The organism is Georgenia sp. Z1491 (assembly GCF_057652395.1).
The window spans coordinates 2284524-2306959 of record NZ_CM172729.1; the positions used below are offsets into that span (position 1 = coordinate 2284524).

Genomic DNA, 22436 nt, shown 5'->3' on the forward strand with positions numbered 1-22436 from the left:
GATCAGGAACGGAGCCGGCGTTGGCGTCCGAACAGAGCGAGGATGGAGAGCAGGACGAGGCCCGTGATGATGGTCCGCCAGGACTGCGGGATGGCCACCGTCCTGAGGAAGCTGTCGAGGAACTGCAGGACCACCGCACCGATGGCGGTTCCCGCGTAGCCGCCCACGCCGCCGGCGGCGAGCGTGCCACCGATGATGACGGCGGCCACCGTGGTCAGCGTGTAGCTGTCCGCGAGGTTGAGCAGCACGGACTCGTTGTAGCCGAGGAGCATGAGCCCGCCGACGACCGCGAACGCGCCGGAGGCGGCGTAGGCACCGACGACGGTCCGGCCGACCGGCAGGCCCGAGAGCCGTGCGGCACGCCGGTTCGTCCCCACCGCATAGAGGTTCCAGCCGTAGGACGTCCGCCGCAGGAGGAGCGTGACGATGACGATGAGCGCGATCCACACGTAGACGACGCCGGGCACGCCGAGGAACCAGCGCGTGTTGACGAGGCTCGTGAGGAACGGGGCGCTGCGGCCGGCCGCCACGCCCTGGGTGTAGGCCAGCGAGAGCCCGCCCGCGACGCCCATCATGCCGAGCGTCATGACGAACGGTGGCAGGCGCAGGAACACGATGCCCAGCCCGTTGATCGCCCCGAGGCCCGCACCGAGGAGGACCGGGATGAGGATGCCGAGGAAGAGGTTGGAGTTGTCCCCGTCCATCACCCGCGCCCCGACGATCGCGCCGAACGTGGCGACCGCGCCGATGGACAGGTCGATGCCGGTGTTGCCGGACAGGATGACGATGGTCTGGCCGATCGCCATGATTCCCAGGAAGCTCGCCACGCGGAGCATGGAGACGATCTGCCCGTAGCCGGCGAAGCCCGGCGAGACGATCTGCCCGACGACGAGGATGGCGACCGCGGCGAGAGCGGCGATGACGATCGGCTGACGGACGACCGTCGCGAGCCTCGCCCGCAGGTCGCCGTCCGAGGTCAGGTCCGTCGACGTGCTCATGCGGACTCCCTCCGGTTGGTGAGGACCGACAGCGCGAAGGCGGCGATGATGACCAGACCGCTCGTCAGGGGCCGCCAGAAGGTCGGGACGCCAAGCGGCCCGAGCACGTTGTCGATGATCGTGAGGATGATGGCCCCGGCCACGGCGCCGATCGCGGTCCCGCGACCGCCGGACAGCGCGATGCCCCCGAGGACGACGGCGGCGATCGAGTCGAGCACGAAGGCCTCACCGATGAACGGGTCGCCCGATCCCGAGTTGGCCAGGATGGTCAGCGAGGCGGCACCGACGAACGCGCCGGCGAGGGTGTAGGTCCAGGCGCGGGACCTGACCACCGGGACCAGGGACGTGTACGCCGACTGCTCGTTGCCGCCCACGGCCCGGATGTGCCGCAGGAGCCTCGTGCGGTCCAGCGCGAGCCACACGCCCATGCAGGCGAGCACGATGAGGGCCGCGACGGGCAGGCCGGCGACCGTGTCGCGGTAGGTGCTCACCATGTCACCGGGGACGCTGCCGCCCGGGGACGGGAGCACCACGAGGGCGGCTCCGGCGAACACCGACCCGGTCGCGTACGTGGCGATGAGCGGCTGGAGCCGGACGACCGCGATGACGACGCCGTTGAGCAGCCCGCAGAGCGCACCGGTGGCGACGCCCGCCGCCATGCCGAGCAGGATCCTGCTGTCGTCGCCGTCCATGACGCGCAGGGAGACGACGCTGGAGACCGCGAGGTTCGAGCCGACCGAGAGGTCCAGGCCGCCGCCGATGACGACGATCGCCTGTCCGACCGCGACGAGCACGAGCGGGGCGAAGGTGGCGAAGTTGCTCGTGATCGAGTACTCGGTGAAGAACGTGGGCTGGAGCGACGCGTTGAGCGCGATCACCCCGACCAGGAGGCCGAGCGTCACCCAGCCCGACAGGGAGAAGTTCAGGCGCCGCTGCCAGCTGCCGTCGCGCAGAATGTCGCCGACCGTGCGGGTGGTGGAGCTCGAGGTCGAGCTCTCGGTGGTCTGCGTCATGAGGGCATGGCCTCCTCCTCGTCGTCGACCCGCAGCGCGCTCGCCACGAGCGCGGAGTGGGTGATCTCGTCGCCCTCGAGCTCGCTGACGACCCCGCCCTCGAACAGGACGAGCACGCGGTCGGCGAGCTCCTCGAGCTCGGTGTCGTCGCTCGAGTTGAGGACGACCGCGACCCCGTCGGCGGTCAGCGCGCGGATGATCGTGTAGATCTCGGCCTTCGCCCCGACGTCGACGCCCTTGGTCGGGTCGTCGAGCAGGACGATGCGGGGGTTGGCCGGGAGCCACTTCCCGATGACGACCTTCTGCTGGTTGCCGCCGGACAGGCTGCTCACCGGGTCGTCGAGCGAGCCGATCTTGATGCTCATCGCCTTGACCTGCTCGCGGGCGACCGTGCGCTCCTTACGCATGGAGATGGCGCCGAGGAGGCTACGGGCCCGCAGCGAGACGGTGGAGATGTTCTCCTGGATCGAGCGCTTGTCGTAGAGCCCCTCCTTGCCGCGGTCGCCGGGGACCAGAGCGATGCCGGCGCGGATCGCGGTGCGGGGGCGACCGAGGCGCCGCGGACGGCCACCGACGGAGATCTCGCCGGCGCCGGCCGGGTTCGCGCCGAACAGCGAGAGCAGGAGCTCGGACTGGCCCTGGCCCTGCAGACCACCGAGGCCGAGGACCTCTCCGGGGCGCACCTGGAGCGTCACCCTGTCGACCCCGTCGGCGACGAGGTCGGTCGTCGCGATGACGGGGTCCTGGTCCGGTCGTCGGTTGGTCTCCGTCGCCGCACCGACCCGGGCGGCGAGATCGTCACCGACCATGAGGCGGACGATCTCCTTGTCGGTGGTCTCGGCGACCTCCACGGTCGCGACGTTGAGCCCGTTGCGCAGGATGGTCGCGCGCTGGCACAGCGCGAGCACCTCCTCCATCCGGTGGGACACGAAGACGACGCCGACGCCGTCCGCGGTCAGCTCCCGGACCACGGAGAACAGGAGCTCGACCTGGTCGCGGTGCAGGGAGGCGGTGGCCTCGTCGAGGACGAGGAAGCGCGGGTCCCGCAGCCAGGCCTTGCCGAGCTCGAGGATCTGGCTCTGCCCGGGACCGAGGCGGCCGGCGCGGGTGTCGGGGCGCACCCTCGGCCCGAGCCCGGGCGCGAGCCGCTCGAGCACCTCGTCGATGCGCTTCCGCTGCCGCCCGGGGGCGAGGAAGCCCGCCCGGGTGGCCTCGGTGCCGAGGACGAGATTCTCCGCCACGGTGAGGTGGGGAACGATGGAGAGGTGCTGGTAGACCGACGCGATGCCGTGGCGCTGGGCGTCGAGCGGCCGGTCGATCGAGATCTCGGTGCCGTCGACGCGGATCCGGGCGCGGTCGGGCTTGACGGCGCCGGACATCACCTTGTTGAGCGTCGACTTCCCGGAGCCGTTCGGCCCGAGCAGCCCGTGCACCTCGCCGGCGCGGAGCTCGAGCGACGCATCCTTGAGCGCCTGGACGCCGCCGTATCGCTTGTCGACCTGGTCGATCGCGAGGGTGGTCACGAGGGCACCTCCTTGGGGCGAGTGTCGTGGGGCGGTAGTGGGTCGGGCCGGGACGTGTCCCCGGACATGGTGTGAGGCTCGCCCGGCCCCGCCGCGTCGCGTGGTGCGGCGAGCGGGACCCGGGCGAGCGGGAGGGGCGGCGCCACCTGGCGGTGGCGCCGCCCGCGTTCAGCCGGCGAAGTACTGGTCGACGTCCTCGGCGGTGAGGACCGAGTCGAGGACGTAGGTGTCGGGCTGGTCGGAGACCTCGGCCCACTGCTCCTCGAAGTTCTCGTTCGTCACGGGGTCGGCGAGCTCGAGGACGACGGTGTTGCCGTTCTCCAGCTGCGACTCGTCGAGCTCCTCGCCCTGGAGCATCCGGATGGCGATGTGCATCGCCGCGGCGCCGGTCCCCGGGGGGTTGATGACACCGATGCTGGAGAAGTCCGTGCCCTCCTCGAGCATGGTGCTCCACATCGACATGAAGCCGACCCGCGCCTCACCACCGATGACGAGGTCCTCCACGGCGTCGGCCGCCTGGACGGCGCGCAGCACACCCTGGGCCATGCCGTCGTAGGTCCAGATGCCGTCGATGTCGGGGTTCGTCGAGATGAGGTCCGTCGCCGTGGTCTGGCCCACGGACTGGTCCCAGCCGCCGTCGCCGCGGGCGACGACCTCGATGCCGGCCTCCTCGAAGACCGGCTCGGCACCGGCCCAGCGGGCGTCGGTCGCCGGGTTGCCGGACGCGCCCTCGACGGTGACGATGCTGGCGCCCTCGCCGACCTCGGCGGCGAACCACTCGGCGCTGGCTCGACCGAGGTCCTCCTGGGAGATGCCGACGTTGATGACGTCCTCGGACTCCACGGCCTGGTCGATCGCGAACACGGCGATGTCCTGGCCGATGGCCTCCTGGAACACGGCGTCGAGGGCCGTGGCGGAGTTCGGGTCGACGATGATGACGTCGACGTCCTGGTTGATGAGGTTGCGGATCTGCTGGATCTGGCCGTTGACGTCCGCGTCCGCGTTCTCCATGACGAGCTCGTCGACGACGCCCTGCTCCTCGTACTCGGCGAACGTCTCCTCGATGACCTCGATCATCTGGGTGCGGTACTCGCTGCCGACGAACGCGTTGCTGACGCCGATGGTGAAGGGACCCTCCTGGGCCTCCCCCTCACCGCCGCCGCCACCGTCGCCGCCGTCGTCGCCCGACCCGCAGGCCGCGACGAGCAACGCGAACGACAGTCCTGCTGCTGCCGTAGCTCCTGTGCGCTTGCGCATGACAGTTCCTCCTTGAACCGGTGGCCGACTTATTTTCGGGGTGATTTGAAGTCGTGCCGCGAAACTACCTCCGGCGGTTCGCCGGCGTCAAGCGCATTGGATCACACGGAGTGTCGCGTGTCGGCGCGCCGTGCCGTGGGACACAGCCAGGCCGCCCCGGCGGGCGTGCCGGTCGGCCGGGACGGGCCCTGTGGAGGGCGCTCCGCACAGGAGGTGCCGTCAGGGCTCGATGAGCGAGCCGAGGCCGCCGCGTTCCTCGAACGCCCGCAGCCCGGCCCCCGTCATCGCCCCGGATGGACCGATGGAGGGCCGCTCGAGCCGCGGCATGGTGATGACCTGGCCGGCCATGCGCGAGGCGATGAGCGGGATCACCAGGTCGCCCCAGCGGTCGAACAGTCCCGACATGACGACGACGTCGGGCTCGAGCAGGGCGCAGATGTTGACCAGCGCGAACGCGTAGTCGTCGAGCAGCTCGCCCAGGAGCGCCCGCGCACGGGGCTCGCCGGCGGCGGCGAGCTCGAGGACGACGTCGGCGTCGCGCGGGTCGCCGACGGGGACGAGCCCTCGGCGGGCACCGCGGGCGACGATGCCGACCCGCCCCAGGTGCAGCTCGAGGTCGCCGAAGCCCTCGAACGTGGTGCCCAGCGCGTCCGGCGTGAAGAGCATCCGTCCGACCTGGCCGGCAGCACCGGTGGCACCGCGCCACACCCTGCCGCCCTCGACGATGCCCATGCCGACGCCGTCGAACACGGCGATCGTCACCAGTGTCTGCACGTTCTCCCACGGTCCGCGGGAGTACTCGGCGAGCGCGATGAGGTTGGCGTCGTTCTCGACGACGACGCTGAGTCCGGTGGCCTCCACCAGGAGGCGTCCGAGCGGGACCTCGTGCCAGTCGAGGGAGGGGGCGAAGAGCACGGTGCCCCGCTTGTCCACCGGGCCGGGGACCGAGACGCCGATGGCGAGCACGGGCGGGGAGTCCTCCGCCTGCACGGCGGCCAGGATGTGCCCCAGGACCTCGTCGAGCCGCTGGTCCCCGGTCGCCCCCGACGTCGGGATGCGCTCGGTGCTCACCGCCGCTCCGTTGAGGTCGAGCTGGGCGAGGTCGAGGTGCCGGTCGGCGACGTCGACGGCGAGGACGACCCCGTGGCGCTCGTCGAGCTCGACGAGCACCGAGGGGCGTCCGCCGGTCCCCAGGTCCGCACCGACGTCCCGGACGAGGCCCGAGCGCATCATCCGCGCGACCCACCGGTTGACCGTGGCGGGGGCGAGGCCCGTCTCGCGGGCGACGTCGACCCGGGAGATCGGACCCATCGCCCGGATGCACTCGACCACACGTCGGCCAGGCGGCGTCTCCTCCGGCACGTCGCCTCCCTCGTCCCTCGTCGCACCCGTCGGTGTGCCGGCGTCCGAGCGACGCGGCGGCGTCGATGGACCTTACCCCTGGTCGAGTGGCTGCCGTGGGGATGCGGCGGGGCGTTCCTCCCCGGTCCGGTCGCCGTCGTCCGTCCCGGCGAACGGGCCGGCGGTGCCGAACGCGTACTCCGCGAACCTCGTCCCGATGAGCTCGTGGGCGGCCGTGTCGGGGTGCAGGGCGTCGGCCAGGGGGTGGTCCGCCTCGTCCTTCGCGCCGTAGAGCGCGGTGCCGTCGAGGTGGTGCAGGTGGGGGTCGTCGCGACCCGCGACGACCTCGGCGAGCACCTCGCGGACCACCGTCAGGGTGAGGCGGCCGAGCTCGGTGTCACCGGGCCGCCCCGTGGCGGCGAACCTCACCTGCCCGGTCGTGAGGCTCGCGGGTTCGAACGCCCCTGGACCGGGCGTGGACTCGTGGATCGCGCAGTGCGTCGAGGACACGAGGACCAGCGGCGCGGTCGGGTGGCCCTCGCGGATCGTGTCGAGAAACCCGTGCACGGCCGGCACGAAGGTGCGCACGCGCATCGCGTCGGCGTTGACGACGTTGATGCCGAGCTTGACGCTGAGCAGGTCCGCCGGGGTGTCGCGCATGACGCGCGCGACGCCGGGATCCACCAGCGCGTTCCCGCCCAGTCCCAGGTTGCGCAGCTCGACGCCGCCGAGGCGGGCGGCGAGAGCGGGCCAGGTGCGGGCCGGCGACGTCGCGTTCGAGCCCTGGCTGATGGAGCTGCCGTGGTGGAGCCACCTCCGACCCGCCGGCGGTGCGGGGGCCACCGGTGCGTCGGTGCGCAGCTCGAGGAGCTCGACCGACTCGTTGTGCGGCAGCCACAGCTCGACGAGCGTGTCGCCCGGGTCCAGCTCGAAGCGGGCCACGTGCGGCGGGCCCTCGGACCGAGTCGTCAGCCCGGTCCTCGGGTCGGTCTCGATCGTGTCGCCGCCCGTGAGCACGTCGCTGGTGACGAGCCGGTTCTCGACGACGAGGTCGACGGCGCCGCGCGGCCGGTCGAAGCCGAGGAGGGTCAGCCGGGTCGGGTGGACGGTGAGCTCGACGGTCCGCGCCGTCGTGCGCATCGCGACCCGTACGCCCGAGGGTTGGGCCTCCATCGCCGCCATCCGCGGGTCCGGCACCTGGTCGAGGACCCAGCCGGGCAGGCGGTGCGGGCGCCGGCCTCGCGGGGTGTGCTCGAGCATCTCGTGGCCGCGCAGCAGCTCGTCGGTCAGCGGTGTACTGATCATGAGTCGCCGTCCTTCCTCGTCGTCGGTGCTCACGGTGAGCCCGTCGGCGTGCCCGACGCCGGGACGACCACCAGGGTGAGGGCCACGGCCAGGGCCACGAGCAGGACGACCACGGTCGCATGCAGGCGCAGGTGGTCGCGCGTGAGCGCGGCGAACTCTCGCAGCATCGCACTGGCGACGTAGTACCAGGCGGTGCGCGACCCGAGCACGCGCGCCCGCATGCCGAGGTCGCGAGTCAGCAGTGCGGCTCGGAACACGTGGTAGCTGCTGGTGACGACCTCCACCGGGGCGTCAGCGGCGGTCAGAAGTCGCCGTGAGAACCGGAGGTTCTCCGAGGTGTTCCTCGACTCCGTCTCGGCGACCACCCGGTCCGGCTCGGTGCCGCGTTCGAGCAGGTACTCGCGCATCGCGACGCCCTCGGAACGAGGCTCGTCCGGGCCCTGTCCGCCACTGGTAATGATCACGGGACGACCGTCGTGCTCCTGCTGCGCGCGGAGTCCTCGCTCGAGACGGCCGGATAGCAGGGGTGGCACCTCGCCGTCGCGCAGTCCCGAGCCGAGGACGATGACCGCCTCGGGCACGACCCGGGTCCTGCGCCACCGGTAGAGCACGGAGGCGCCGAGGAACGCCGCGAAGGAGAAGGCGAGCTCGGCCACGATCAGAACGAGCGCCAGGTGCACCGCGTACCGGACCATGTAACCGGCATCAGGCTGCGCGGTCCCGGACGGCTCCAGCAGGCCCAGCGTGCCAGGCAGCAGCACCAGCCCGACGCCGGCCACCAGGGCCAGCGCGTTGCCGAGAGTGCGGCTCTCCCGCCGCAGGACGGTGACGCCGCTCCACAGGAGGAAGAGCACCAGCAGCGGATAGCCGAGTACGTTCCCGAGCACCACCACGACGAGTGCCGCGATGCCGACCGTGAGGAGCATCCCCTCGTGCCCCCATGAGTAGAGCAGGAGAGCGACGGCGAGGACGGCGGTGCCTAGCCCGAGGACGGCACGAACCAGCGTGCTGATCCGCCTGCCGTCGCGAACGATCCCGACGACGCCGGCCGCCGTCGCCGACAGGCCCAGCAGGGCGACGACTACGAGGATCCAGGTCGTGTCCATACGCGCAACCTAACGCCTGACCTGCGGCGATCCTTCGATCGTCGCGGCCCCGGAGGTCACTGCAGGGACCAGCCCGTGTAGGTCACTCCGTTGCCGAACGACATCGATCGGTCGAGGCGGGCGTCGACAGCGGGGAGATCGTCCGGGAACAGCCGTCGGCCTCGGCCCTGGATCACGGGGTAGGTGAACAGCCGGACCTCGTCCACGAGCCCGGCCGAGAGGAGGGCGTGGCACAGGGTGATGCTGCCGGTGCACACGATGTCCTGCCCCGGTCGGCGCTTGAGGTCGCGGATCGCCGCGAGCGGGTCCTGGCCGATGATCGTGGAGCGCTGCCATCCGGGGTCGGCCAACGTCGTCGAGACGACGTACTTGGCCACGGTGCCCAGCTGGTCGGCGATGCCGGTCCTGTCGTCCGTCTGCTCCGGCCAGTAGCCGCGAAGGTCGAGAAAGGTCCGGCGGCCGAGCAGCAGCGCGTCGCAGGTCGCATCCTGCCGGTGGATCTCCGCGAGGAGCTCCTCGTCCTGCGCGGCCGGGTCGAACCAGTCCCCCAGCATCTCGACCCGGCCGTCGACGGTGATGTTCTGGGTGATCGCGAGCGTACGGGCGCTCGTGCCGTCGGGCGACCCTGGGTGCTCGTGCGCTGCTGGTTCCTCGTGCGTGCTCATGTCTCCCCCGTCGGTTGGTCGGCACCGGTGCCGTGCGGACACGGTACGGACCGTGGTGCTCCGTGCGCGGACCGGCCGGCCCCGTTCCTCCGGCGTCGTGCGTGTCGTGATCCGTTGCACGCCCGGGCGGAGGCGACCCAGACTGGGCCGATGACCGAGCTGACCGCCGTGCTGGGCGACCTCACACGGCAGGACGTCGATGCCCTCGTCAACGCCGCCAACAACCGGGTGCGCGGAGGCGGCGGCGTCGACGGTGCGATCCACCGCGTGGGTGGACCATCCGTCCTGGCGGACTGCGTCGCGCGGTTCCCCGACGGGCTCGCCACCGGTGACGCCGGCTGGACCACGGCGGGCGACATGCCGGCACGCTGGGTGATCCACACCGTGGGACCGAACTACGGCGCCGGGCAGCGCGACCGGTCGCTGCTCGAGTCCTGCTACCGCCGCTCGCTCCAGGTCGCCGACGAGCTCGGGGCGAGCACGGTGGCGTTCCCGCTCATCAGCGCAGGGGTGTACGCCTGGCCGCTCGACGACGCCGTCAGGGCAGCGGTGACGACGATCCTCACTACCCCCACCGACGTGCAGCGGGTGCGCATCGTCGCCCTCGACCCCGGCGTGCGAGACCGGGTCGAGACAGAGATCGCTCGGTCGGACGTGGCAGAGTGATGGTGTGATCCTGCCGCACGACGACGTCGACCCCGATGGCCTCCTCGAGTACTCGGTGGTCTTCACCGACCGCTCCCTCAACCACATGTCGCGGCGCTTCGTCGGGGTGCTGCAGGAGGTCCTCCACATCCTGTGCACGACGTACAGCGCCCGCAGCGCAGCGGTCGTGCCCGGCGGCGGCACCTACGCGATGGAGGCGGTCGCCCGCCAGCTGGCCACCGGGCGCCGCGTGCTCGTCGTGCGCAACGGCCTCTTCTCCTACCGATGGACGCAGATCCTCGAGGCCGGGTCGATCACGGACGACGTGACGGTGTGCGCCGCACGGCCGACGACGACGGAGCCACAGGCTGCGTGGGCGCCCGCGCCGGTCGAGGACGTCGTCGCGGCAATCCGCGAGAGGCGGCCGGAGGTCGTGTTCGCGCCGCACGTCGAGACCGCGGCCGGCATGGTCCTGCCCGACGACTACCTGCGCACCGTGGCGGACGCGGTGCACGAGGTCGGCGGGCTGTTCGTCCTCGACTGCGTGGCCTCCGGGGCGCTGTGGGTGGACATGTCCGACACCGGCGTGGACGTGCTGCTCACCGCGCCGCAGAAGGGCTGGAGCGGCTCTCCCGGCGCCGGCTACGTCATGCTCGGCGAGGCGGGTCGCGAGGCGGTCCTCTCGACCACGAGCACGAGCTTCGCGGCCGACCTGAGGAAGTGGCTCTCGATAGCCGACGACTACCGCGAGGGACGCGCGCCGTACCACGCAACCATGCCCACCGACACGCTCACCCACAACCTCGACCTCATGCGCGAGACCGTGGAGCGCGGGCTGGAGACGCAGCGCGCGGCACAGATCGAGTTGGGCGCTCGCGTGCGGGACCTCCTGGCCTCCCGCGGGCTGCCGTCGGTCGCGGCCCCCGACTTCGCCGCGCCCACCGTGGTCGTCGTGCACACCGACGACCCGGAGCTGCGCAGCGGCGCGGCGTTCAAGGAGGCCCGCGTGCAGGTGGCGGCCGGCGTGCCGCTGCAGTGCGGTGAGGGCGAGGACTTCTCCACCTTCCGGATCGGTCTGTTCGGGCTGGACAAGCTCGCCGACGTCGACGCCGCCGTGGGCCGCCTCGAACGGGCGCTGGACCAGATCAGGGCGCGCTGAGGCGGCGCGGTTTCCTGCAGCACCAAGTACCGCGAGCGGAGTGTGAGCGCGTCTCACCGACCGCGACTACCGACCCCGAACATGACGAGGGCCCGAACCCACGTCCGTGAGTTCGGGCCCTCGAGATGCCTTCAGACATCACATGGTCGGGCTGACAGGATTTGAACCTGCGACCCCTTGACCCCCAGTCAAGTGCGCTACCAAGCTGCGCCACAGCCCGTCTCCGCGGAGCACCGCGGGACCGCACGAGATTACACCGCGGGGACGCCGCTTCTCCAATCCGCCGAGCGTCGCGCACGTCACGTCACCAGCGAGCATGGGGCCAGGGTACCCCTGTCCATTCGCGCGCACGGTCAGACATTGACCTGCCATTGACCCCCGGGCACAGTGAGGCGATGGCCCGCCCCCCGGAGTTCTCCCCTCATCAACCGTCTCCTCGTCACTACGGCCCGCACCAGCACGGCCCCCCGCAGCCGCACGGGCATCAGCCGTGGCCGGAACAGCCGCACCCTACCCGGACGCACGGCTACCAGCCCGGGCCGGAGCATTCCTACCCGCCCCAGCAGGACGGCGATCAGGCCTGGCCGCAGCAGGCACATCCCCAGCAGCAGTACGCCGCCCAACCTCACGCCCCCGCTGCTCCCCCACGCCGCCACCTCGTCCCGATCGGCGTCGGGCTGCTGGTCGTCGGGACCGCCGTCGGCGTCGGGGTGGGCTGGTTGATCGGGGGTGGCGAGCCCGGCGAGCTCTCGGCGGCCGAGGCGGACGCCGCGCATGCCTGCGCGGTCTCCCGCGACCTTGAGTCCGACTGGGACTACGGCGCCACCAGCGGCTCGGACGATCCCGGCTACATGCTCGCGCTGTCCGTCCACGAGCTGGCCGCTGCCGCGGACGCGGACGCGGACGACGAGCGCTACGCCGCGCTCCTCGAGCACGCAGCCACGCTGCATCGGAGCATCGTCAACTTCGACGAACCGGGCGTGAACGCCGCGCTGGGCGACCTGAGCGCCGAGTGCGACCGTCTCGAGGAGGACGCGTGATGAGTACCCACCACGGGGGTCCGCCCGCACGGTCCTCCGCCACCGCGCTCCCGTCGGACCGTGGGCGCGGCGCAGGCCCGGTCCGAGCGATCGTCGCCGTTCTCGCGCTCGCCGTCGGGGTCGGGCTCGGTCTCCTGCTGCACCGCCTCCTCCTCGTCGACGACGACGCCTCCGAGAGCCTGCAGCCCCGCGACCATGCGGCGCACGCCTGCCGCATCGCCGGCGAGCTTCCGGACGACCTCTCGAACGAGATGATCGCCGACCACGACGATCCGCTCTTCTACCGGTTGGGCGCGCTGATGGTCCTTCCCTCGGCCGCAGCGGCGGCCGACGCCACGTTCGTCCCGCTCCAGGAGCTCGGCGGCGAGATCAGGTCGGCCCACCAGCGGGCGTTCGACATCGCCGCAGCCACCGAGCCACTGGCTCAGTTCCGGGAGGAGTGTGAGCGCCTTGACCTGGCATGGGACGCCGACGCCTGATCGTCGGGGGGAGGGACCCGCTCCGCACGCGTCGCAGCCACCGACGTGGCAGGGACACCAACCGCCGTGGGATGCCGGACCCCCGGTGGGCCCCACGCGCCCCCGCGCAGGGGCCGCGGTCTGCTGGTCGCTGTCGCGGTCGTCGCGCTCGTCGTCGGTGGTGGTGTGGGAGCGGCGGCCGGGTGGTTCCTCCGCGACGACGAGGCCCCCGAGGTCTCGTCCGCGGAGGCCGACGCCGCCTATGCGTGCGGCGTGGCGGACCGGCTGCCGAGCGAGGTCGACCTGGAGAGCCTCGGCGATCTCGAGCAGGACCCGACGTGGGGACTGCTGCACTCGATAGCCGATCTCGGTGCGGCCGCCAGCCTGGTCGATCCCACCTACGAGCCGATCCGGGACAGCGGAACCGAGATCCGCGAGGCGACCCTGTTCTTCGACAGCACCAGGGTCACCCAGGGACTCGACGCGCTCCGCACCACCTGCACGGACCTCGGTCTGACGGAGGGCACATCATGACCGCGCACACCGCCTCCGGACGACCGGAGCGCCGCTCAGGGCCGCAGGTCCTTGCCGCCCTCGTTGCCGTGCTCGTCGGCGCGGGACTGGGGTTCCTCGTCGTGTGGCTCGTCCTGCCGAGCGCGGGCTCCGCCGACGAGGCTGCTCCGGGCCCCGCATCCGACGCCGCTCACGTGTGCTCGGTCGTCGACCAGCTGCCGGAACCGCTGGACCTCATGTCACTCGGCGGGATCGACGACGACCCGGTCCATGCGCGGCTCGGCATCATCGTCCAGCTCGCGTCCGCTGCATCGGTCGCCGACCCGACCTACGACGAGCTCGAGGAGCACGGCACGGACCTCGTGTCCGCGCAACAGTTCCTCGACCAGCAGGCCGCCGACGACGCGGTCAGCGGTCTGCGCACGGAGTGCGATGCGCTCGGCCTGAGTCCGCAGGACGACTGACAACGCCGCTACGCGAGGCGGTCGTCCTCGATCGCCGCGAGCGCGAGCGCGGCGAGCCCCCACGGATGGTCGCGCCCCGGGCGCACCGCGAGATAGCCCGCGCGCGGCAGGACGGGCAGCGGGATCGTCGGGCCCGAGACCTCGGGCAACGACCATCGGCCATGACGCCGGTCGACCGCGCCGACCACCGCGGCCAGCGCGCGCCGGGCGGGCACCACGTAGGACTCCTCGAGGAGCCCGAGCCGAACGGCCCGCAACCAGCCGCCGGCCACGAGCGCGGTGGCGGAGAGCTCGCGGTAGCCTCCGGACGGCTCCAGGAGCGTCGGCCAGGTGCCGTCGGGCCGTTGACGACGCCGGATCGCCGCGCTGGTCGACCCGAGCACGTCCACGGCTCGCGCGAGCTCGACGGGGCGCGACGCCCCGTCGGCCACCGGGTCCGGCCGGCCCGCCGGCGAACCCGGCCCGGCAGGAGGTCCGGACCCCACGACCTCGAGGATCGCCGGGAGTGCCGCGACGACCCAGGCGTTCCCCCGCGCCCAGGCCACGCGCGGGTACCGCCGCCCGTGCGCGCCGCCGAACCGCCCCGGCGCCCACCACGAGTGCGCCCACAGCCCGGTGACCGGATCCTGCAGCAGGTCGGCGAAGGCGCCCGGCATCGCGGCGGCCGTGGCGGTCAGCCGTTCGTCCCCCCGGGCCGCGCCCTCGCGGGCCGCGAGCACGCCGACCATCATCAGCGAGTCCACCCACACCGACCGGGGGTAGAACCTCGAGTAGCCCGACGTACCGAGGTGGTTCGCCGCTCCCCCGCCCGGCGGGCCGCCGAGCGGCTCCTCCGCACGCACGGCGGCCAGGGCGCGGTCGGTGGCCCGGGCGTAGCGCGACTCGCCGGTGCGGCGGGCCAGCTCGGCGGTGACCAGCGCGGGGGCGATCGTGTCCGCACTGACCGGCAGCGCGCCCCGTTCGAGGTGGTGGTCGGCGAACCGGGCGAGCCATGCCTCGTAGCCGCGGTCGCCGACGGCGGTCTCCACCTCGGCGAGCGCGAGCCCGAGCAGGGCCGGTCCCCACATCCACGGCCGGACGGGCCGCGTGGCGTCCGAGGCGACGACATCGTCGAGCAGCTCGACCGTGCGCGCAAGGGCGAACCTCATCACCGCTGCTCCTGCCGACCACGGGGCGTGAGGACGAGCTCGTGACCGTCGTGCCGGACCGTGAGGCGGTCCGGGAACCGCTCCACGTGGGTGTCCCCGAACGAGAGCCGCGGGTGCTCACGCGTCAGGGCCGCGCCGTCGCGGAACAGCCCCCGACGCCAGGTGAGGCGCCACTCGCCGACGGGCACCCGCCCGTCCCGGCCTGGCACGGACGCCGGGTCGCCGGCACCGGTCGCGGTCCCGCCGGGCACCCGGGCGTCGTCGCCGGCGATCCGGAGCACGAGGGTGCGGCCGGCGTCGTCGATCTGCAGCGTCGAGCGCCGGATCCGCTCACGGAAGGACGGGAACCCCTCGCCGGCGTCCGCCACGACCACCGCCCATCCGGTGACGTCGCCGGCCTGCACGAGCTCCCCGGGCTCGCCGGTGCGCATCGGACGCAGGGACCGCACGCCGACCAGGCCGTCGCCCGCCTGCGCGACCACCCAGTCGTCGCCCCGGTCCTGCCGGTCGAACCGGTCCTCCCGCCACAGCAGGTGCGTCCACCGGTGCCGCTCGCGCTCGAGATACCCGTGCCGCCCCCCGAGGCGGTGCAGCGCGAGGAGCACCTGACCGTCCTGGCCGACGTCGGGGTTGCGCCCGTTGCCGGTCCACGCCGACGGGGAGAAGTTCCGCGCGACGTCGTCGAACATCGCCCGCCCCGGATGCGTGGCGAGGACCGGGACTCCCCCGGGCAGGGTCGCCTGCCACAGGTGCTGCTGGTCGCCGTACCCACCCGGCTCGTGGTGCTGGACCGACGACAGCGCGAGCCCGCCCCGCCGCCAGGTCGTCACGTCCGCACGACGGATCGTCACTCCCCGCGTGGCCGGGTCCACGGCGTGCACGAGGGCGGGCAGGATCGCGCGCGGGACGTGCCGGAACGCGGCCAGCGGTGAGAGGAACCGGTTGCGCCACAGTCCCCACCGCGCCACGAGGTCCATCGTGATGCGCACCGACTCGGGGTCCGTGAACGACTCCATCGACCACAGCAGCAACCCCCTGCGCTCGAGGTCGTCCGGGTCGGCGACGTATCCGGCGACCTCGCCGATGTCGAGGCCGAAGCTCTCCCGCACCAGCATCGGCGAGGTGTCCGCGACGATCGACCGCGCCACCGCCGGCGCACGGTAGGAGGACACGCGCAGCAGGCCGCCGAGGCGGTCGGCACCGCGGGCTCGCACCGCGTCGTCGTCCCGGTGCCCCGGCGCGCGCCCTGACCGGTCGTTGAGCAGCCACGCGAGGACCGGGGCGACCTCCTGGGTCGACGGCGCCAGCTTCTGCGCGCCGTAGGCCCGGCCCGCGCTGCCGACGAGCACCCCGCCGGCGGAGTGCAGGGCGAGGTCGATCGTCAGCAGGTCGAGGGCCCCGCGCGCCCGCTCGCGCAGATCCTCGTCGTCGGTCACGTCGATGAGGACGGCCAGCGCGGCTGCGTCCTCCTCGTAGTACGTGGGCGAGAGCCACTCGACGAACCCGATCCGGAACCGGTCCGCCAGCCACGTCCGGAGCCGGTCGGCGGCGAGATCTGCGTGCTCACGGCCGGTCGCCCCGGACGCGGAGAAGCGCCGGGTCGGGTACCCGAGCCCCGCCGCGTGCTCCGCGACCGCCGCCACGACCTGGTGGTTCTCCGACCACAGGCACATCGAGTCGTCGCCCGGCACGTCGAGGGAGTACCTAAAACCGGTGAGGGTGTCGCGGAGCCGGTCCCGGACCTCGGCCGGCAGGCGCCACGGCGCACGCGCCTCGCGCCACGGCGCACGGGCCCCGGTCCCTGCGGCGAGCTCCGCGTTCGCGCGCTCCCCGGACCCCGACGTGACCTCCGCGTTCGCGACCTCCGCGTTCGCGAGGTCCGCGTGCACCACGCGCGCGAGCGTGAGCGCCCGGAAGTCGGCGCAGTCGATGCGCAGGTCGACGAAGCGCGCCCGGTCGAGCAGCGGCGCCACGTCGACCGGTCGTCCCGCCACGAGATCGGCCAGGGCGGCGAACCCGGAGGGGCCCATCTTCTCGCCCATGCCGGGGTCGTCGGTGGGCGGCGGCGCGTCGTGGCCGAGCCGCCGCAGGCGTCGCGCGCTCATGCCGGCCCCCCGGCCGCCCCACGTCGCTCCGCGAGCGTCCGCGCCGTCACCAGCGCGCGGTCGCGCGTGATCGGGTAGCCGCGCGAGACCCGCCGGCCGAGCAGGAGCATGGCCCCGACCCCCACGCCGAGCACGAGCCGGATCCCCCACCGGGTAGCCTCCGACTGCTCGACGACCTCGGTGCCGACGGGCGCGACGTAGCCGGTGAGCTCGAGCACGAGCCCGATGAGCTGGACGACGACGGCGGTCGCCAGCCCGCGCACGAACGTCATGAGACCGCTGAAGGAGCCCGCGTCCCTGCGGCCGGTGGCGAGCTCGGCGTCGTCGACGACGTCCCCGAACATCACCCACGGCATGAGCTGGGCGCCGGCCATGCCGACGGCCAGCGCGAGCGCGACGCCGTACAGGCCCCACACGGGCCACGTCCCCGGGTACAGGGCGACGCCGGCCGCCGCGGCGATCCCCAGCGGCAGCAGGGTGCGGTAGACGGTCGCCTTCGACACGCGCCCGACGAGCGCGGTGACGATCGGGTAGGCCACGACGTTGACGGCGATGAAGAGGCCGAGCACCACCTGGGAGCTCGCGCCGGACACCACGTACAGCGTGTAGTACAGGAGCGAGGCCGTGATGATGTCGAGCGCCAGGGAGTGGCCGAGGTACATGCCCAGGAGGCGCCGGAACGTGGGGATCCGCAGCGGCGCGACGAACGCGCGCGGGGTCACGGGCTCGATCGTCTCCGGCAGCGGCGTCCGCTCCCTCGAGACGAGGGCCGAGGTCAGTACGCAGGCCGCGAGGACGACACCGAGTCCGAGGACGATCCCCGTGTAGAGCCCGCCGACGGTCAGGTCGCCCCCGCGGTAGGCCTCGAACAGGAAGGTCGCGAGCAGCGAGCAGACCGCCGAGGACACGGTGGAGAGCAGGAGCCTGAGTGTGTTGACGCGGTTGCGGACGTCGTAGTCCGTGGCGATCTCGGTCGACAACGACGCGTACGGCACCGCCATGACCGTCTGCACGGTGGCGTACAGCAGGTAGGAGGCCACCGCCCACGCGAACATCGACAGCTGGCCGGAGACGGGCAGCTGCGGCAGCCAGAGCAGCGCCATCGCCGGCACGAGCAGCAGCGCGCCGACGATCATGTACGGCCGGCGGCGCCCCCACCGCGTGCGGGTGCGGTCCGACAGGGCACCCATGAGCGGGTCGTTGACGGCGTCCCACACCTTGGCCACGAGCACCACCGAGCCGGCGAGGCCGGGCCTGAGGCCGACGACGTCGGTGAGGAAGATGAGGTAGACGACGGAGATGAGCGAGCTGGCCCCGCCCATGAAGACGTCGCCGACGGCGAACCCCAGCCGTTCGCCCCGCCCGGGCTGCGCGCGTCCGCCGACCGACCGGTCCTGACCGTCCGGGTCGGCGACGCGCGCGGCGTCAGGCACGGCGTCGCTCGCGGACCCGGACCGAGATCTCGATGGGGGTGCCGACGAAGCCGAAGGCCGCCCGCAGTCGGTTCTCGATGAACCGCCGGTAGCCGGCCTCGATGAATCCCGAGGCGAACAGCACGAACCGGGGAGGGCGCGCGGACACCTGGGTGGCGAAGAGGATCCGGGGCTGCTTGCCGCTGCGGACCGGGTGCGGGTGCGCGGCCGCGAGCTCGCCGATGAACGCGTTGAGCCGGCCCGTCGGCACGCGCGTGGACCACGAGTCCAGCGCGGCGTCGAGCGCGCGGGCGAGGCGGTTGGTGTGCCAGCCCGTCATGGCCGCGAGGTTGATGCGGGGCGCCCACGTCACCTGGACGAGGTCCCGCTCGATCTCGCGCTCGAGCATGTGGCGGCGCTCGTCGTCGACGAGGTCCCACTTGTTCATGACGACGACCAGGGCACGCCCGGCGTCGACCACCTGCTGGACGACGCGCAGGTCCTGCTCGGCCAGCGGTTCGGAGGCGTCCATGAGGACCACCCCGACCTCGGCGCGCTCGATGGCGGCCTGGGTGCGGATCGACGCGTAGTAGTCCGCGCCGCTCGACTGGTGGACGCGGCGCCGGATGCCCGCGGTGTCGACGAACCACCAGGCGCGCCCGTCGAGGTGGACGACCTCGTCGACCGGGTCCCGGGTGGTGCCGGCGATCTCGCTGACGACGACCCGCTCGCTGCCGGCGAGCGAGTTGAGCAGGGAGGACTTGCCGACGTTCGGCCGTCCCACGAGGGCGACCCGCCGGGGGCCGCCGGGCGGGAGCGGGGCGGCGACGGCGGAGACCTCGGGCAGGACCGCCATCGCGGCGTCGAGAGCGTCGCCGCTGCCCCGGCCGTGCATGGCCGAGACCGGGTGGGGCTCGCCGAGGCCGAGCGACCAGAGCATCGCGGCGTCAGGCTCCTGGTAGGCGGAGTCGACCTTGTTGGCCACGAGGACCACCGGCTTGCCGGAACGGCGCAGGAGCTGGACGACCCGTTCGTCGGTGTCGGTGGGACCGACGACGGCGTCGACCACGAGCAGCACGGCGTCGGCGAGATCGATCGCGGTCTCGGCGGCCTGGGCGACCTGGGCGTCCAGGCCGCGGGCGTCGACCTCCCAACCACCGGTGTCGACGAGCGTGAACCGGCGGCCGGCCCACTCCGCCGGGTAGCTCACGCGGTCCCGGGTGACTCCGGGCGTGTCCTGGACGACGGCCTCCCGCCGGCCCAGGATCCGGTTGACGAGGGTCGACTTGCCCACGTTGGGTCGGCCGACGACGGCCAGCACGGGCAGGCCGGCCTCGATCTCCGTGTCGTCGTCGAGCTGTCCCTCGCCGTCGAGCACGGCGAGGTCCTCGTCGCCGAGGTCGTACTGCTGCAGGCCGGCCAGGAGCGCCTCGGCGCGGCGGGCCTCGTCGTCGTCGTCGGCCTCGGGCACGTCGGGGCGCTCCGGCGGGGCGTCGGAGTCCCAGTCCCCGACGACGAAGCCCGGCTCGGTGGCCGGCGTGCCGTCGCCGCCGGGCGTCGAGGCGGCCGGCCGCTGGTCGGCGGCCGGGGCGTCGGTGGGGCCTGTGGTGGGGTCGGTGGGCTCGCTCATCGGGGGTCCTCGTCGTCGGGCAGGGGGATGCCGGTCCGTTCCACGGAGTCGGCGACGTGCGCGGACAGCGCCCGGCCGATCTGCTCCATCGCGGCGGTGATGGCGGTGCGGCCCGACGCGCCAGAGGGCACCTCGACGGCCACCGGCTCGCCGATGACGACCGTGAGCCTCGAGCGCGGCGGGGAGACGTAGGACCGGGGGGTACCGGGCGGGCGGGTGCCGAGGATCGCGACGGGCACGACCGGCGCGCCCGACTGGACGGCCAGCCACGCCACGCCCGCGTGGACCTGGCTGGCGTCGCCGCGGCCGCGGGAGCCCTCTGGGAAGATCCCGACGAGCCGGCCCTCGGACAGGAACTGCTTGGCGATCTGCAGGGCGTTGCGACCGGCACGGCGGTCGACCGGGATCTGGCCGGCGAGCGTCATGAGGAACCCGAGCGGGCTGTCCCAGAACTCCTGCTTGATGATCATGTGCGAGCCGCGCGGGAGGGCGCCGTGCAGGAGCGGGCCGTCGACGATGCCGGTGTGGTTGGAGGCCACGATGACCTGTCCCGTCGCCGGCACGTTCTCCGCACCGACGATCCTCGTGCGCCACCATCCGTGGGCGAGCACCTGCCCGACCCTGCGGGACCACACGGGGCCCCAGCGCAGGATGTCGTCCGCCGACGTGCGCCGGCCGCGCGAGCGGGTGTCCTTGTCCGTCATCGGTGTCCCTTCGTCGACGCCACCAGCTCGCGGACCGCGGCGACGACCTCGGGCAGGTCGAGGTCGGAGGTGTCCAGCGTGGTCACCCCGTCCGCGGCGGTGAGGAAGCTCGTGGTGGCGGAGTCGGTCGTGTCCCGGTCGAGGACCTCGGCGCGCGTCGCGGCGACCGCCTCGGCGTCGCTGGAGCCGCGGACCTCGCGGGCGCGGCGGGCGAGCCGGGCCTCCTCGCTGGCGGTGAGCAGCAGCCGCACGTCGGCGTCCGTGGCGAGCACGGTCGTCACGTCGCGCCCCTCGGCGACCACCCCGCGGCCCGCAGAGACCGAGGCCCGGCCCGGCGTGGTCTCGTCGACGACGATCGCACGCTGGCGGCGCAGGAGGTCGGCGCGCACGTCGAGGTTCGAAGCGACGGCGGCCACGCGGCGGGTGAGCTCCGGGGTGCGGATGGCCTGCGAGACATCCTCGCCGTCGAGCAGCGTGCGGGGCCGCTCGGGATCCAGGACCATCGTCAGCGGCATCGTGGCCACCCGGGCCGTCACGGCGGCCGGGTCGGGCTCGGCGAGGTCGAGCCCGCCGGACAGGCACCAGCGGGTCGCCGCCCGGTACATCGCCCCGGTGTCCAGGTAGGCGAGCCCGAGCGAGCCGGCGACCCGCCGCGCGACGGTCGACTTGCCGGAGCCGGCGGGTCCGTCGATCGCGAGGAGCAGGCCCGCGCCGCGGCCGGGCAGGTCGGGCCAGCGCTGTGCCGGTGTCGTCGGTATGTCGTCCGTGGTCATGAGGCGACCACCCTCCAGCCTCTGCGGTCGAGCTCGATCTCCAGGTCGGCGGCGGCCGACGGCACCACCGACAGTCGCACGAGACCGACGCGTTGTCCCGCCGAGTGTTCGATGCCGAGGTCCTCGATGCTCACGCCGGCGTCGCCGACCTCGCTGAACAGGCGGCCGAGCTGACCGGGCGCGTCGGGGACGAGCACGGTGACCTCGGCGTAGCGGCGGGGCGCTCCCCCGTGCTTGCCGGGGATGCGGGCGGCCCCCTCGTTGCCGCCGCGGATCGCGTCGGCGAGCGGGCGGACCGCGCCGGCGGCGAGCGGGTCGGCGACGCCGAGATCCAGTGCGCCCAGCACCTCGTCGAGCGAGTCGCGCACGGACCGCAGCTCGGCGGCGAGCGCGGCCGCGTTCCCGGTGAGGATCGCGCTCCACAGCCGGGGGTCGGCAGCGGCGATCCGCGTGGTGTCGCGCAGCCCCTGGCCGGCGAGCCCGAGTGCGGCCTCGTCGGCGTGGTTGAGTCGCGCGGCGAGCAACGAGGAGAGCACCTGGGGCAGGTGGGACACGACGGCGACGGCGCGGTCGTGCTCGGCAGCCGCCATGTCGACGGCGAACGAGCCGACGTCCTGCGCGAGCGCCCGCACGGTCCGCACCGCGTCCGCCGACGAGCGCTCGGTGGGGACCACGACCCAGGGCCGGCCGGCGAAGAGGTCCGCGTCCGCGCCGGTGGCGCCGGAGCGCTCGCGCCCGGCCATGGGGTGGGAGCCGACGTAGCGCGGCGCGGCCTCGCCCGCGCCGAGGAGGATGTCCCGGGCGACGACGTCCTTGACGGAGGCGACGTCGGTGACGACGGCACCCGGGTGGTGGGCGAGCTCGCGCAGCACGACCTCGGCGGCGACGTCGGGCGGCGTGGCCACGACGACGATCGCGGGCGTCGCGGGCTCCCGGGACCCGGGCTCGTCGGTCGGGGGTCCGCCCCCGACGGCGCTGCTCCCGGCCGCGATGTCTCCCGCGCCGAGGTCGCGCGCGAGGGCGAGCGAGACCGGGGAGGTGTCGGCCAGCCGGACCTCGACGCCGAGGGAGCGCAGGGCGAGCCCGAGGCTCGCGCCGAGCAGACCGGTGCCGACGATCCGCACCGGTCCCGCGGTGGCCGCGGCGCGGCGGGGAAGATCGTCGGTCACCGGGGAAG

Annotated in this window: 21 protein-coding genes and 1 tRNA gene; 6 read left to right on the forward strand and 16 right to left on the reverse strand. The window is 73.3% G+C overall.

Annotated features, from left to right (window positions below; all coding sequences use genetic code 11):
- Positions 1-2: 2 nt before the first annotated feature.
- The 8 genes from AC24HA_RS10545 to AC24HA_RS10580 all read right to left on the reverse strand — a co-directional run bounded on the left by AC24HA_RS10545 (position 3) and on the right by AC24HA_RS10580 (position 9097).
- Complete coding sequence (locus AC24HA_RS10545) at positions 3-998, reverse strand: ABC transporter permease (protein ID WP_425709904.1); 996 nt, start codon at positions 996-998, stop codon at positions 3-5.
- Positions 995-2011, reverse strand: coding sequence for an ABC transporter permease (locus AC24HA_RS10550; protein WP_425709903.1), 1017 nt, complete (start codon positions 2009-2011; stop codon positions 995-997). The genes AC24HA_RS10545 and AC24HA_RS10550 overlap by 4 nt, the downstream gene beginning before the upstream one ends.
- Positions 2008-3534, reverse strand: a complete 1527-nt coding sequence (locus tag AC24HA_RS10555) for a sugar ABC transporter ATP-binding protein (protein ID WP_425709902.1) — start codon at positions 3532-3534, stop codon at positions 2008-2010. Before AC24HA_RS10555 ends, AC24HA_RS10550 begins: the two co-directional genes overlap by 4 nt.
- Before the next feature lie 168 nt (positions 3535-3702).
- Entirely contained in the window at positions 3703-4791 is a 1089-nt protein-coding gene (locus AC24HA_RS10560; RefSeq protein WP_425709901.1) for a substrate-binding domain-containing protein, read from the reverse strand.
- Positions 4792-5010: 219 nt separating this feature from the next.
- Positions 5011-6153 (reverse strand): ROK family protein, encoded by a 1143-nt coding sequence (locus AC24HA_RS10565; RefSeq protein WP_425709900.1) that lies wholly within the window; start codon positions 6151-6153, stop codon positions 5011-5013.
- A 72-nt stretch (positions 6154-6225) separates the two neighbouring features.
- Complete coding sequence (locus AC24HA_RS10570) at positions 6226-7437, reverse strand: GDSL-type esterase/lipase family protein (protein WP_425709899.1); 1212 nt, start codon at positions 7435-7437, stop codon at positions 6226-6228.
- Positions 7438-7466: 29 nt separating this feature from the next.
- Positions 7467-8543, reverse strand: coding sequence for a YdcF family protein (locus AC24HA_RS10575; protein WP_425709898.1), 1077 nt, complete (start codon positions 8541-8543; stop codon positions 7467-7469).
- A gap of 56 nt (positions 8544-8599) precedes the next feature.
- The gene (locus tag AC24HA_RS10580; protein WP_487563629.1) at positions 8600-9097 is read right to left on the reverse strand and encodes a dihydrofolate reductase family protein; all 498 of its coding nucleotides are present in this window, start codon (positions 9095-9097) and stop codon (positions 8600-8602) included.
- 261 nt (positions 9098-9358) lie between these two features.
- Between AC24HA_RS10580 and AC24HA_RS10585 the strand changes: the two genes are divergently transcribed.
- Positions 9359-9874: an O-acetyl-ADP-ribose deacetylase gene (locus AC24HA_RS10585; RefSeq protein ID WP_425709896.1), complete on the forward strand. Its 516-nt coding sequence runs from the start codon at positions 9359-9361 to the stop codon at positions 9872-9874.
- A 4-nt stretch (positions 9875-9878) separates the two neighbouring features.
- The gene (locus AC24HA_RS10590; RefSeq protein WP_425709895.1) at positions 9879-11012 is read left to right on the forward strand and encodes an aminotransferase class V-fold PLP-dependent enzyme; all 1134 of its coding nucleotides are present in this window, start codon (positions 9879-9881) and stop codon (positions 11010-11012) included.
- Positions 11013-11155: 143 nt separating this feature from the next.
- On the opposite strand, the gene AC24HA_RS10595 is transcribed toward AC24HA_RS10590, so the two are convergent.
- Positions 11156-11232, reverse strand: a tRNA-Pro gene (locus tag AC24HA_RS10595).
- 499 nt (positions 11233-11731) lie between these two features.
- On the opposite strand from AC24HA_RS10595, the gene AC24HA_RS10600 reads away from it, so the two are divergent.
- From AC24HA_RS10600 to AC24HA_RS10615, 4 genes are all read left to right on the forward strand, one after another.
- Positions 11732-12052, forward strand: coding sequence for a hypothetical protein (locus AC24HA_RS10600; RefSeq protein ID WP_487563500.1), 321 nt, complete (start codon positions 11732-11734; stop codon positions 12050-12052).
- Positions 12052-12531, forward strand: coding sequence for a hypothetical protein (locus AC24HA_RS10605; RefSeq protein ID WP_425709893.1), 480 nt, complete (start codon positions 12052-12054; stop codon positions 12529-12531). The genes AC24HA_RS10600 and AC24HA_RS10605 overlap by 1 nt, the downstream gene beginning before the upstream one ends.
- Positions 12532-12597: 66 nt before the next feature.
- Positions 12598-13044 carry a hypothetical protein gene (locus AC24HA_RS10610; RefSeq protein ID WP_425709892.1) on the forward strand — a complete coding sequence of 149 codons (447 nt, stop codon included), beginning with the start codon at positions 12598-12600 and terminating at the stop codon, positions 13042-13044.
- A complete protein-coding gene (locus AC24HA_RS10615) occupies positions 13041-13487 on the forward strand; it encodes a hypothetical protein (protein WP_425709891.1) in 447 nt (148 codons plus the stop codon). Before AC24HA_RS10610 ends, AC24HA_RS10615 begins: the two co-directional genes overlap by 4 nt.
- A gap of 8 nt (positions 13488-13495) precedes the next feature.
- On the opposite strand, the gene AC24HA_RS10620 is transcribed toward AC24HA_RS10615, so the two are convergent.
- The 7 genes from AC24HA_RS10620 to AC24HA_RS10650 are packed head-to-tail and all read right to left on the reverse strand — an operon-like array spanning position 13496 to position 22428.
- Positions 13496-14635, reverse strand: coding sequence for a glycoside hydrolase family 88 protein (locus AC24HA_RS10620; protein ID WP_425709890.1), 1140 nt, complete (start codon positions 14633-14635; stop codon positions 13496-13498).
- Entirely contained in the window at positions 14635-16740 is a 2106-nt protein-coding gene (locus AC24HA_RS10625) for a hypothetical protein (protein ID WP_425709889.1), read from the reverse strand. The genes AC24HA_RS10620 and AC24HA_RS10625 overlap by 1 nt, the downstream gene beginning before the upstream one ends.
- Positions 16737-18173, reverse strand: a complete 1437-nt coding sequence (locus AC24HA_RS10630) for an MFS transporter (protein WP_425709888.1) — start codon at positions 18171-18173, stop codon at positions 16737-16739. The genes AC24HA_RS10625 and AC24HA_RS10630 overlap by 4 nt, the downstream gene beginning before the upstream one ends.
- On the reverse strand, positions 18166-19782 hold the full coding sequence (der, locus tag AC24HA_RS10635; protein ID WP_425709887.1) for a ribosome biogenesis GTPase Der: 1617 nt from the start codon (positions 19780-19782) through the stop codon (positions 18166-18168). The genes AC24HA_RS10630 and der overlap by 8 nt, the downstream gene beginning before the upstream one ends.
- Positions 19779-20486 carry a lysophospholipid acyltransferase family protein gene (locus AC24HA_RS10640; RefSeq protein WP_425709886.1) on the reverse strand — a complete coding sequence of 236 codons (708 nt, stop codon included), beginning with the start codon at positions 20484-20486 and terminating at the stop codon, positions 19779-19781. Before AC24HA_RS10640 ends, der begins: the two co-directional genes overlap by 4 nt.
- Complete coding sequence (gene cmk, locus AC24HA_RS10645) at positions 20483-21259, reverse strand: (d)CMP kinase (protein ID WP_425709885.1); 777 nt, start codon at positions 21257-21259, stop codon at positions 20483-20485. Before cmk ends, AC24HA_RS10640 begins: the two co-directional genes overlap by 4 nt.
- On the reverse strand, positions 21256-22428 hold the full coding sequence (locus AC24HA_RS10650; protein WP_425709884.1) for a prephenate dehydrogenase: 1173 nt from the start codon (positions 22426-22428) through the stop codon (positions 21256-21258). Before AC24HA_RS10650 ends, cmk begins: the two co-directional genes overlap by 4 nt.
- Between the last annotated feature and the right edge of the window lie 8 nt (positions 22429-22436).

Bases quoted from the DNA above. Each gene is read 5' to 3' on its own strand.
- AC24HA_RS10640 (WP_425709886.1), bottom strand. From the start codon at position 20,486: ATGACGGACAAGGACACCCGCTCGCGCGGCCGGCGCACGTCGGCGGAC.
- der (WP_425709887.1), bottom strand. From the start codon at position 19,782: ATGAGCGAGCCCACCGACCCCACCACAGGCCCCACCGACGCCCCGGCC.
- AC24HA_RS10585 (WP_425709896.1), top strand. From the start codon at position 9,359: ATGACCGAGCTGACCGCCGTGCTGGGCGACCTCACACGGCAGGACGTC.
- AC24HA_RS10625 (WP_425709889.1), bottom strand. From the start codon at position 16,740: ATGAGCGCGCGACGCCTGCGGCGGCTCGGCCACGACGCGCCGCCGCCC.
- cmk (WP_425709885.1), bottom strand. From the start codon at position 21,259: ATGACCACGGACGACATACCGACGACACCGGCACAGCGCTGGCCCGAC.
- AC24HA_RS10615 (WP_425709891.1), top strand. From the start codon at position 13,041: ATGACCGCGCACACCGCCTCCGGACGACCGGAGCGCCGCTCAGGGCCG.
- AC24HA_RS10580 (WP_487563629.1), bottom strand. From the start codon at position 9,097: ATGCTGGGGGACTGGTTCGACCCGGCCGCGCAGGACGAGGAGCTCCTC.
- AC24HA_RS10605 (WP_425709893.1), top strand. From the start codon at position 12,052: ATGAGTACCCACCACGGGGGTCCGCCCGCACGGTCCTCCGCCACCGCG.
- AC24HA_RS10545 (WP_425709904.1), bottom strand. From the start codon at position 998: ATGAGCACGTCGACGGACCTGACCTCGGACGGCGACCTGCGGGCGAGG.
- AC24HA_RS10620 (WP_425709890.1), bottom strand. From the start codon at position 14,635: ATGAGGTTCGCCCTTGCGCGCACGGTCGAGCTGCTCGACGATGTCGTC.
- AC24HA_RS10550 (WP_425709903.1), bottom strand. From the start codon at position 2,011: ATGACGCAGACCACCGAGAGCTCGACCTCGAGCTCCACCACCCGCACG.
- AC24HA_RS10575 (WP_425709898.1), bottom strand. From the start codon at position 8,543: ATGGACACGACCTGGATCCTCGTAGTCGTCGCCCTGCTGGGCCTGTCG.
- AC24HA_RS10570 (WP_425709899.1), bottom strand. From the start codon at position 7,437: ATGATCAGTACACCGCTGACCGACGAGCTGCTGCGCGGCCACGAGATG.
- AC24HA_RS10560 (WP_425709901.1), bottom strand. From the start codon at position 4,791: ATGCGCAAGCGCACAGGAGCTACGGCAGCAGCAGGACTGTCGTTCGCG.